10 protein-coding genes and 2 pseudogenes are annotated in these 11585 nt (G+C 40.0%); 7 read left to right on the forward strand and 5 right to left on the reverse strand.

Annotated features, from left to right (window positions below; translation table 11 throughout):
- The first annotated feature begins 301 nt into the window (after window positions 1–301).
- From rsmD to LG003_RS07235, 4 genes are all read left to right on the forward strand, one after another.
- Window positions 302–886 carry a 16S rRNA (guanine(966)-N(2))-methyltransferase gene (gene rsmD, locus LG003_RS07220; protein ID WP_262980432.1) on the forward strand — a complete coding sequence of 195 codons (585 nt, stop codon included), beginning with the start codon at window positions 302–304 and terminating at the stop codon, window positions 884–886.
- A 23-nt stretch (window positions 887–909) separates the two neighbouring features.
- Window positions 910–1191 (forward strand): DUF1145 family protein, encoded by a 282-nt coding sequence (locus tag LG003_RS07225; protein ID WP_112878263.1) that lies wholly within the window; start codon window positions 910–912, stop codon window positions 1189–1191.
- Between the two features lie 388 nt (window positions 1192–1579).
- On the forward strand, window positions 1580–2206 hold the full coding sequence (locus LG003_RS07230; RefSeq protein ID WP_262980433.1) for a lysoplasmalogenase: 627 nt from the start codon (window positions 1580–1582) through the stop codon (window positions 2204–2206).
- 144 nt (window positions 2207–2350) lie between these two features.
- Complete coding sequence (locus LG003_RS07235; RefSeq protein WP_262980434.1) at window positions 2351–4636, forward strand: zinc/cadmium/mercury/lead-transporting ATPase; 2286 nt, start codon at window positions 2351–2353, stop codon at window positions 4634–4636.
- A gap of 274 nt (window positions 4637–4910) precedes the next feature.
- Here LG003_RS07235 and tusA read toward each other — a convergent pair whose 3' ends face one another.
- Window positions 4911–5165, reverse strand: a complete 255-nt coding sequence (gene tusA / locus LG003_RS07240; protein ID WP_011148230.1) for a sulfurtransferase TusA — start codon at window positions 5163–5165, stop codon at window positions 4911–4913.
- Between the two features lie 182 nt (window positions 5166–5347).
- On the opposite strand from tusA, the gene LG003_RS07245 reads away from it, so the two are divergent.
- On the forward strand, window positions 5348–6022 hold the full coding sequence (locus LG003_RS07245) for a 7-cyano-7-deazaguanine/7-aminomethyl-7-deazaguanine transporter (RefSeq protein ID WP_112878260.1): 675 nt from the start codon (window positions 5348–5350) through the stop codon (window positions 6020–6022).
- A 123-nt stretch (window positions 6023–6145) separates the two neighbouring features.
- Here the strand turns inward: LG003_RS07245 and LG003_RS07250 are convergent.
- Window positions 6146–6501 (reverse strand): annotated as a pseudogene (locus LG003_RS07250) (L-fucose operon activator); the annotation flags it as partial.
- Here LG003_RS07250 and LG003_RS07255 point away from each other — a divergent pair.
- Both LG003_RS07255 and LG003_RS07260 read left to right on the forward strand, forming a co-directional pair.
- A pseudogene (locus LG003_RS07255) lies at window positions 6476–7138 on the forward strand (L-fuculose-phosphate aldolase); the annotation flags it as partial. The pseudogenes LG003_RS07250 and LG003_RS07255 overlap by 26 nt on opposite strands.
- Window positions 7139–7598: 460 nt before the next feature.
- Window positions 7599–8699, forward strand: a complete 1101-nt coding sequence (locus tag LG003_RS07260; protein WP_262980435.1) for a glycerol dehydrogenase — start codon at window positions 7599–7601, stop codon at window positions 8697–8699.
- A 198-nt stretch (window positions 8700–8897) separates the two neighbouring features.
- Here LG003_RS07260 and LG003_RS07265 read toward each other — a convergent pair whose 3' ends face one another.
- The 3 genes from LG003_RS07265 to LG003_RS07275 all read right to left on the reverse strand — a co-directional run bounded on the left by LG003_RS07265 (window position 8898) and on the right by LG003_RS07275 (window position 11485).
- Entirely contained in the window at window positions 8898–9479 is a 582-nt protein-coding gene (locus tag LG003_RS07265; RefSeq protein ID WP_262980436.1) for a tetratricopeptide repeat protein, read from the reverse strand.
- Complete coding sequence (locus LG003_RS07270; RefSeq protein ID WP_240000801.1) at window positions 9476–10603, reverse strand: hypothetical protein; 1128 nt, start codon at window positions 10601–10603, stop codon at window positions 9476–9478. The genes LG003_RS07265 and LG003_RS07270 overlap by 4 nt, the downstream gene beginning before the upstream one ends.
- Window positions 10604–11053: 450 nt before the next feature.
- Window positions 11054–11485 carry a DUF29 domain-containing protein gene (locus LG003_RS07275; protein WP_112878255.1) on the reverse strand — a complete coding sequence of 144 codons (432 nt, stop codon included), beginning with the start codon at window positions 11483–11485 and terminating at the stop codon, window positions 11054–11056.
- Between the last annotated feature and the right edge of the window lie 100 nt (window positions 11486–11585).

Consider the following 11585-nt stretch of genomic DNA (forward strand, 5'->3'; position numbering starts at 1 on the left):
TGCTCTGCCGCTAACCTTGCGGCTTCCTCTGCAACACGCTGTTGTTCCGCCTGCTCTGCCGCCAATTGTTCTTCTTTTTGCTGCTCTTCCTGACGGCCACGCCCGAACCAGGAGAAAAAGCCTCTTTTTTTCTCTTTTGCCATTAGCTACTGCACTCCTCAAGGTTAAATCATGGCGTTACAACAAGGAATAATAACGAAATTAGAAACAGTCTAACATTTTCGTAATAGCTCAACACATATCAATCATGAATTTCATGGTAAATTAATGCCTGTAAGTCTTAACAACTGTTACGCAAATTATGGCAAAGAAATCACAACGGCAATCAATGGGACAAATCCGCATTATTGGCGGAAAATGGCGAGGCCGAAAATTACCTGTACCGGATAGCCCTGGATTACGTCCAACGACAGATCGCGTCAGAGAGACGCTATTTAACTGGCTATCCCCAGTTATTCAGGAAGCACACTGCTTGGATTGCTATGCAGGAAGCGGAGCGCTTGGATTAGAAGCGCTTTCTCGTTATGCAGCCCAAGTTACCCTAATTGAATATGAACGTAATATAGCCAAACAGCTTTCCGCGAATTTGGATCTGCTCAGTACCCAAAACGCCGAGGTCATTAACGACAGTGCATTAACCTATTTATCCCAATCAGGAAAACCCTACGATGTCGTTTTCCTTGATCCTCCTTTTCGTAAAGGAATGCTTAGCGAAACCATAAAATTGTTGGAAGAGCAAAATTGGCTGGCAGATGAAAGCTGGATTTATGTTGAGGCTGAATCTGAATCAACGGCGATTGATGTGCCTGTTAACTGGCAACTTCATCGTGAAAAAGTCGCCGGACAAGTCGCATACCGGCTCTATATCCGTTACTTACCTGCATAACGCTTACTTTGGAGTACACACTGATGTTTATTCAATTGGGCAAACTGTTAATGATCTGTGTTTGGGGATTTCTGATCTTTAACCTGATCCATCCATTTCCAAAACCATTGAAGTATTTTATGGATGTCGCCATGATTTTCATGGTGGTCATGCATGCATTTCAAATGCTGCTTCTGAAAACCAGTCAGCCCAAAGACCAAAAACTCTCTAGCCTGATGCAAACCAAGATCTTCTTTTTTGGTGTCTTTGAACTACTGTCAATGCAGAAAAAACAACGGAAAGAGAAAAGCCATCACCTCAAATAGTAGACACACGCCCCAACACCCGGAAAGTATATATACCCGTCATCTTTCAAGTTGCCTCTTTGTTGGCTGCACTCGCTCACCCCGGTCACATAGTTACCTATGCTCCCGGGGATTCACTCCCTTGCCGTCGCGATCCATCTTGAAATCCATAGGGTATACAATTATGTGAGGAATGATTCATTTCATTCCCCTTTCCGGTTATGAGGAGGGTGTTTAGAATTCTGTCTCAACACAACTTATTGCCTGCTTTCTTTGCTGAACAGATAAATCATTTCTTAATTTATTGCCTATTTCCGCACAGATACTTAAACCAATCTCTATTATTTAAGTCTATATTTTGATAGTAAAAGAGTAGACCCCTTATCCATCACTTATTTAAGGAACAAAGATGAGCTGGCCATTTATTGCAGTATTTCTTTCTGGTTGGTTGTATGTTAATGCAGCTTACCGTGGTCCAAACTGGCAAAGATGGCTATTCAGGCCAGTCACTCTGCTATTGTTGTTATTGTGGGCATGGCAAGCGCCTGAGCTGCATATTTCAGGTTATTTAATCTGTCTTGGGTTATTTACTGCTTTAATATCAGATGCTCTGCGCATGCTCCCCAGTAAGTATTCACTACTCTCTCTAAGCACATTATTCCTCTGTTATCTGCTCTACACAATAAGCTTTGTAATGCAGATGAATTTCAGTTTCTTCTTCCCGCTGCCATTAATTTTACTGGTTCTGGGATCCGTTATTCTGCTGGTTATTTGGAATAAACTGGAGGAAATGCGCTGGCTAGTCGTTGCCTCAGTTGTCATGCTCCTGATAATGGTGTGGATGGCAGGTGAACAATATTTCTCCCTTAATACAGCGTATGGTTTCTCCCTGTTAACAGGCACTATCTTGTTGTTGCTGTCACATAGTGTCTGGTTGATTAACCATTACCGTTTCCAGTTCAAATCTTCTAAGGCGATTGTAGCAACCTGTTATTTTATCGGCCATTTTCTGATTATCCGTTCTATTTATCTTTAATAAAAAGATTAAGTTGAAAATAGATATCAGCACTCAGTCGTACAATTTGACAACTTTATTTTTTCTTTTTATTGACTCTGGAGTAGGCTCCAAAGTGTAGAGTTTAATCATTATCTTTGAGTTAACTCTATTCAGGGGGAGTCCATGTACTCAAATTCAAACAAAAATAGTGCTCATCAACATAACCACCAGCATGGAAGCTGCTGCGCGACTACTACTTGTTCAGATCAGGCTAAACAAGTTAGTGAGCATTTACATAATCATGAACATGAACATGGTAAGACTTGCTCACATAAGCATCACCCTTCCCATGATACACAAGAGACACAAGCACCTGAGCTTTTGGCAAACCAACGTTTCAGTTGGGTGGTTAATGGTATGGATTGTCCAAGTTGTGCCCGCAAAATTGAAACCGCAGTCAGCAAAATTCCAGAAGTGAAACAAGCCAAGGTTCTATTCGCAACAGAAAAACTAGTTGTGGATGCGGATACAGATATACGTTCAGCCGTTATTCAAGCCGTTAATCAGGCTGGATTTGCTCTACGCAATTCCGATTCAAGTCAGAAAGCAGAAAAAAGCAGCCGCTGGAAAGAACTTGCCCCGATCATCACTCTTTCACTGATGATGCTGATAAGTTGGGGAATCTCTCACATCAATCCCTCATTTGGCCGTATTGCCTTTATTATCACTACCGTGATTGGATTGGTGCCTATTGTTACCAAAGCCTGGCAGCTCATACGATCAGGCACGCCATTCGCCATTGAAACATTGATGAGTGTTGCCGCCATTGGCGCACTGTTTATTGACGCCACCGCTGAAGCAGCAATGGTACTACTGCTGTTTATGCTTGGCGAAATGCTGGAAGCTTATGCTGCCGGCCGTGCTCGTCGAGGAGTTAGCGCATTGATGGCACTGGTGCCGGAAGAGGCTCTACTGATAAAAAATGGTGAAAAAAGAACTGTCCCAGTTTCAGACCTTCGCCCTGGCGATATCATCGAGATTGCTCCAGGCGGACGTTTACCCACTGATGCTGAATTACTCAATTCATTCGCTAGCTTTGATGAAAGTGCACTGACAGGCGAATCTATTCCGGTTGAACGAATGCAGGGAGAAAAAGTTCCGGCAGGTTGTTTATCCGTGGATCGTGCAGTCCAAATGAAAGTGCTGTCCGAACAGGGCAACAATGCCATTGACCGTATTCTGCAACTGATTGAAGAAGCCGAAGAACGCCGCGCACCGATTGAGCGTTTCATTGACCGTTTTAGCCGGATTTACACTCCGCTGATTATGCTGTTTTCTGCGTTGGTTATCATCATTCCACCTACTGTATTCAGCCAACCTTGGGAAACATGGATCTACCGTGGTCTTACTTTGCTACTGATCGGTTGCCCTTGTGCTTTGGTGATTTCCACACCCGCCGCAATTACCTCTGCCCTTGCAGCAGCAACCCGCCGAGGTGCATTGATTAAAGGTGGCGCGGCGCTGGAACAACTGGGACTAATCACCACTATCGCTTTTGATAAAACCGGTACGCTGACCGCCGGTAAACCACAAGTCACAGATATAAAACCAGCAGAAAACATCAGCGAATTTCAGCTATTAACTCTGGCTTCCGCAGTAGAAAGTGGCTCCCACCACCCACTGGCTAAAGCCATTTTGCAATACGCAGAGAGTAAAAACGTTAGTATTACCGCAGCTGAACACCGTAAAGCGCTGGCGGGGGTTGGTGTTGAAGGTCAGTTGGACGGTAAACGTATTCTCGTCAGTGCGCCCGGAAAACTGCCAGCAAACACGTTATCTGAGCATTGGAAACAAAAAATTGTTCAGTTAGAAAATTGCGGTAAAACCGTTGTTGCCGTGATGCATGATGAACAATTTACTGGCCTTATCGCGATGCAAGATACGTTACGTCAAGATGCAATTGATGCTATCCGTTTACTGAAAGATCAAGGTATTAAATCGGTGATGTTGACAGGGGATAACCCACGTGCAGCAACTGCAATTGCCGGTCAGTTAGGAATAGATTTCCGCGCCGGGTTAATGCCGGAAGATAAAGTCAAAGCGGTCATTGCATTGAATAAAGATCACAGCACAATGATGGTCGGCGACGGCATCAATGACGCACCCGCAATGAAAGCTTCCAGTATCGGTGTAGCGATGGGAAGCGGTACCGATGTCGCTCTGGAAACCGCAGATGCAGCATTGACTCACAACCGTCTGACAGGTTTGTCGGAAATCATCACCCTTTCCCGCGCAACGCACAATAATATCCGCCAAAACATTGCTATTGCCTTGGGGCTAAAAGGGATCTTCCTTATCACTAGCCTATTGGGTATTACAGGCTTGTGGATGGCAGTACTGGCGGATTCTGGCGCAACCGCTCTTGTGACAGCAAACGCGGTCAGGTTATTGAGAATTAAACTGAAATAATGAAAATTGTCTAGCTATACCCTATGGATTGCAAGATGCATCGCGACAGCAAGGGAGCGAATCCCCGGGAGCATCGCGAACTATGTGACCGGGGTGAGTGAGTTGCAGCCAACAAAGAGGCAACTTGAAAGATAACGGGTATATTAAGGATATGAGTCTTATTCCCGGCTCATATCCTGTGCTATAGCAAGATGAATTCAGTGATAAAAGCTCATTGACGTTCGAAGGCATGGTAAAAAGCAAAAACGTTCATTCCTCAACTTGGCTGTTATATTCAGAGTTGACTCTCTTTTTTCCGCACCAGATAGCGATAAGGCATTTGTTCCGTTTCTTGCGCAACCAATTGGTGCTCCATAAAACGGCAGAAACTAGGAATATCCCGCGTAGTTGCCGGATCATCAGCAAGAATTAATAACATCTGCCCTGCTTCCATATGACGTACGGTTTTCCGTACCATCATTACCGGTTCAGGACAGCGAAGCCCTTGTGTATCAAGGGTTTTATCTGGATGAGTAAACACATCGGGCATAACTTATCTCTACTTCAGTCAGTCTATTAGACTGAATTATATTATAAAAAAGCTAGCAAAAATTAACTTTACGTACAGCATTTTGAATTCGTGCACAACCGACGTATCATGTGATGCGCCGTCAGTTAAAACGGCAGATCTTTCATTGGGTTCCCTCACCCCATATTCCAAAAAGGTACAATATGTTTTTATCAACTACAATTACACAACAGCGCGCTACCGCTTTAATTTGGCTTTCGCTATTTCACATTCTGATTATTATTTCCAGTAATTATCTGGTGCAACTACCCGTTTCTATTTTCGGTTTTCATACCACCTGGGGAGCCTTTACTTTCCCATTTATTTTTCTTGCAACAGATTTGACGGTTCGTATCTACGGCGCACCACTGGCAAGGCGGATCATTACCACCGTTATGATCCCCGCATTGCTGATCTCTTATATAATTTCTGCCCTATTTTTCCAAGGAGAATGGCAAGAGTTTACCACGCTACTTGAATTCAATCTCTTTGTTGCCCGTATTGCCTGTGCCAGCTTTATGGCTTACTTCCTTGGGCAGATATTGGATGTATACGTCTTCAATCGTCTGCGCCGGAGACGCAATTGGTGGGTCGCTCCCGCAGCGGCGATGTTCTTCGGTAACTTACTTGATACCCTTGCCTTTTTCTCTATCGCATTCTATCGCAGTACCGATGCTTTTATGGCTGCTAACTGGATCGAGATTGGGTTAGTCGATTACTGTTTTAAACTATTAATCTGCTTACTCTTTTTCCTACCCGCTTACGGCATTTTGTTGAATCTAATTTTAAAGTACTTCTTTGCCTATCAAACTAACAATACCCACATTCAAGTTCGCTGATTTTTATACGCCAGACAAATACCAATCTCTTAATCAGATCGCCTGATTAAGAGATTGGGCAGAGCGATAGTCTTCCATTTTATTTTTCTATGCCAATGCACTTATTAACGTTAACAACTACACCTAATAATTCGATATTATATCATTGATATTACTACAATTTTCTATCTTAATTTCGCTTTTTCGGTTAATTTTACTCTTATCAATTAGCAAGATTGATTGCAATGATCGTTTTATAAGAATTTCTTTAAATTGTGCATTATCAACATTCGAATCCCATAAATCGCCATTTGCATCAATGCCGTCACAGGAAAAAATAAATAGATCGATCTCTAAATTTTTTAATTGTGCAATAAGTGATGAATTAATATAACAAGCATATTTACGATGTAAAACTCCCCCTGAACTGATTAATTGAATATTTTTTTCTTTGATAATTGATGACAAATACGAATGCTATTGGTAAAAATAGTAATATTAAATACATTATCTCGTGAAATTATTCATACATGCTTAGAAATGACTCGATTAGGATTAAATCAAGGCACTGCGGGTAATGTCAGTGTCTGTTATAATAATGGAATGTTAATTACGCCGACAGGAATCCCTTATGAACAATTGACTGAAACACATATTGTTTATGTAGATGAAAATGGTCAACCTGAGGATAATAAAATCCCCTCAAGTGAATGGCGTTTTCATCAGGCAGTCTATCATGCCAGACCCGATGCCAATGCCGTTGTCCATAATCATGCAATTCATTGCACAGCAGTTTCTATTTTAAATAAGCCAATCCCGGCCATTCATTACATGATTGCCGCAGCGGGAGGAGATTCAATTCCCTGTGTACCTTACGCAACATTTGGCACCAAACAACTCTCTGACTATGTATTTAATGGTTTTAAAAACAGAAAAGCTATTCTATTACAGCATCATGGGATGATTGTTTGCGAAGTTAATCTACAAAAAGCACTATGGCTCGTGCATGAAGTTGAAGTGCTCGCTCATCTATATTTACAGACTCTAGCGATCCAAAATCCAGTTTCTATTCTGAGCCCAGAGGAAATAGCAATTGTACTTGAGAAATTTAAGACATATGGTTTAAAAATTGAAAAAATAGGATCACTTTGCCAAGCGGCCATTATATTAATGAAACAAGTTGGTTTGAACAAGGTGCAATTAATGAATTATTCCTCGCGTCAAAAGAAAAGAGTTGTCTCGTAGTCAGAACTGCTAATTAAGAGATTGGTAAAGCAATAGCCTGCCACTCTGTCCGCTTTTTACCTGTCCAACCCACTAGCTTCCCCAAACGCAGCTATGAAGAAAAAGGGCCTGTTCCAGTGCAGAGATCCGGGCATAGATCAAAAAAACACACATTTCCCACGACAAAATGGGCATAACAACTTTATTTATCCATAACCAACCATTAATTTTTATAGATGGTGTTAGTCTGTGAAGTAATTTAAGTACTTTTTTCATCCGAAAATAGTTTACCAGTCTGTCACATTTTGCTCCCTGTTTGTTAAAAAATTTATGCAGCAAACAGATACTGAGTTTCCACAAAAGGAATATTCTTATGCTGAAAATTATTCAATCCCCATCCAAATATATTCAAGGACCTGATGCTCTGCTCCATATTGGTAAATACACAAAAACCATCGCCGATCACGTTTTAGTTATCATCGGTAATTCAGCGATGAAATTAGTGGGAGATACCGTTCATAACAGTCTGGAACAGTATGAAATCACCCGCCATTTTGAAGTGTTTGGCGGCGAATGTAGTCGGAATGAGATTAGACGCCTGTCTGACATTCTTAAAAAACATGAATGCCAAGCCGTTATTGGTATCGGTGGTGGCAAAGTACAAGATACAGCAAAAGCAGTCGCTTACGAATCCAGATTACCTGTTCTGATTGCTCCCACTATCGCTTCCACTAATGCGCCAACCAGTGCTCTCTCTGTTATTTACAGCGATGATGGCAAATATGAAGACTATCTGTTTCTCCCAACAAACCCAGACATTGTCCTAATCGATACCCGCATTATCGCTAAAGCCCCAACCCGTTTTCTGATTGCCGGAATTGGCGATGCGCTGGCAACTTACTTCGAAACCCGCATTTGTGGAGCCGGCCATAAACCTCGAATGACAGATGGCGGGATATCCCGTACCGCAATAGCCCTCGCTCATCTCTGTTACGAAACTTTGTTAGAAGAAGGCTATAAAGCAAAATTGGCTGTTGAAACAGACGTCAGTACACCTGCGGTGGAAAATGTCATCGAAGCTATTACTTACTTAAGCGGCCTGGGCTTTGAAAATACGGGGGTAGCCGCCGCTCATTCCGTACACAATGGCTTTACCGTATTGGAAGAATGCCACCACATGTACCACGGCGAAAAAGTCGCCTTCGGGGTATTAGTTCAACTAATACTGGAAAATAGCCCAAATGAAGAATTAGATACTTTCCTTGATTTCTGTGTACAGATGGGACTACCGGTTACTCTGGATCAACTTGGAGTAAAAGATGGTGAAAAACTGAAAGAAAAAGTGATGGCAGTGGCGAAAGCGAGTTGTGCCGAGGATGAAACCATTCACAACATGCCTTTTGAAGTGACACCTGAAAAAGTGTACGCCGCTATTATGGCTGCTGACCGGATGGGACGCGACTGGCTGTATTAAGTTTGACAAGAGCGGGCAAATTGTCCGCTCAACTTGTTGACAAAGCACTGATTTTTTATCCAATCATTTGTTTTAATTTAATGAAGTCTCGTTCATCAAACAGAACCTGCCGCCATATTAAGAACTACGCCCCCCCAAATTTTTCTTCCTGGAAAGATCTCACTTAGTACTAGCAGGTTAACTCAAAATATAAATTTACTATTCTGATTTTTTCAATTTAATAACATCACTCCAATTATTAATAAGAAATGTGCATTCATGACACCCAATTTGGCTTCCTTTATTAAAATACTCTTTTGCCTTATTAAAATCTCGATTTACACCGATCCCATTTAAATAATTCGTTCCAATCGTGCGATAGCCTTCAAAATATCCACTTTTTCCAGCCAATTCGAAAAGTGCTCTCGCATCTGAGTATTTATTTTCATCTTCCAAAATAAACCCCAAATTAACCATAGATCTTAATTTATATTTATCATTTCTTGATATAGATAACTTATATCTTTCACTGGCTTCTTGACGATAACCTTCTGTTTGTTGTATTACAGCGAGCATCCAGTTTGCATCTACATTCCCATTATTTGCCCTCTTTATTAACTCGTAATATTCATTTTCATTTTTAGGCATTGGAATAGAAAATTCTGATAAAAAATCATCTGAATGATTGAAAACAATCGATGGGGTATCTTGTATGTTCATATCTGAACTCTGAGCAATAAAAGAAAAAAAGAACACTGAATAGAGAAAATATTTCTTATTTTTTACAAAAAAATCACTCATAAAATAATCTCGCTAAAAGTATCATTTACCCCTATTATGTCAATATTTGAATTTAGTGACGCCATCTGCATGTTTTGATCCACAGTAAAAAACACATCCACTATCTTAGTCGTATTCCCATTATTCCAGAGCACTGAGCTTTCCAATCCATGAATGTTACCATTGATATCCTTAAATCCATTTTCTTTATATGTAAGATTTATAGCAGAGATTCCTGACTCACTTAATTTATACAACTCTCCGTCATCAGTTATACCATCTTTATTGGCATCAATCCATAACTCTAATGAATTCCATAGACTATCATTTTGATCAAAAATACCATCACAATTATCGTCAAGATCTGCTAATGCGACAAACCCATTTTCTGATTTGTTTCCATTTTTTAATATAAAATTATTCCCGAACAACTCATTTCCATTATTTATTTTTCCATCTCCATTTTTATCCCATACCAGAAATGCATTATTGGCTTCTATCCATCCTGAACTTTCAACAATACCATCATTATCATGATCAAAATATATAGAACCATTTTCCGCGATGGTAATAATACCATCGCCAGTTAAATCAATAATAAGTGGTGTTTCTGTATTTTTCTGATCTTCAACAACTTCTTCAAGATTATCTAATACGGCATTTGGACTCATTCCTCGTAATTCCTGAATGAAATCTATACCATTCTTATCATTATCATAATGTGAAACTCGAAGAATTGAATTTACAAAATCTATACAGTTATTGGTAAGGAGATTGTAATTCGGTTTAAAATCATAGAAATTTCCATTTTTTAAGTCAGAGATGTAACTTTTCATATTATTAACCACACTCTCTGAATATATTGGATATGTAACACTGGAAATTTTTGATTTATCGTATGCTATTGAGTCTCTAAAAGAGATGTTCTCAACTCCTCCTACTTGCTTATTATCACCTAAGCATCCGATTGATTCACCCTGAAATTCAACCCATACATGTCCAAAAGTAGATTTACTAACGTCTCCTGTCGCATTAGTATATTTAGTACCTGAAGGTGCTATTTTTACTGTTATTGTTTCTACATGCATTTCTTTAAAATTTTCGTTAAAAATTTTATCAACTAACCCATAGTCTTTACTTGGCATAGTTATTTCCTTATTGAAAATTTCCATGATTTTCTTTGACAAATTAAAGGAAATACAATTTACTGCAAATAGAAATAATTATCAATATCACTACTGAAATTTTATAAATCTATATCAAAAAATCAAATTAATAGTTTACTAATATTTTATCTTATTATTACTTCATTATTATATTCTTCGATAAGAAATTAGAACTGTTGGCATTTTGCATCGCTATTTTGGATCCTACCGTTGTCTTGAATATAGCCACAGCGATGACAATGAATTTTTCTATAATCATTAATACTACAAAGGTCATGAAAATTAAAAAGGATAATCTTGGCTAACCCAATGAATATCCACCGAAAAGCAAATAATTTCTGTTAATACTGCTTGCAGTGAAGTGAAAATCGATCAACCGAGAAAACGCACTGTTCAAAATCAGTGCGTTAGGAAACAAATTTATCGAGCCTATTCAGGCCAAAAATTTTCATCCATTATTTGCTCAAATATCCAAGGACAAGTTTCAGGAAATACACTACGCCTAATATTAGTTTCCCTCTCTGCTGCAATAATGGCATCACCATAAGCATCAGAGGAAATTTCGCTAAGTTCTGACTTTAAGCTGGGATTTTTTTTAAGACGACGGGCTATTTTTCTTCTCTGTTCTTCAATCGTAAGCTCCCAGCTCCGACCTTGCCGTTCAGATTGGAATTGCCATTTTAGGAGATGAAGAAACAGTACCTCAAGACGAGATTCCAGCTCGTTTCTTTGGCTATTTCCCATACTTTCTATTTCCTCCGAAAGGTTTTCCCTGTCCAATTGATTCAGATTGCCGGAACGAAGCAAACCTGCCTGCTCCTGCGTCCAACCATAAAAATCGCTGTCATAACGTGTCGTCATGGGTCCTCCACTGGGTATATCAGCTATACAACTGTATAAATTATGAGTCTGGCAGATTATTGGCATACCGTCAAAACAGTATGTTTATCATCAAAATCGA

Source organism: Photorhabdus kleinii (assembly GCF_025384885.1).
In the GTDB taxonomy this organism is placed as follows: domain Bacteria; phylum Pseudomonadota; class Gammaproteobacteria; order Enterobacterales; family Enterobacteriaceae; genus Photorhabdus; species Photorhabdus kayaii.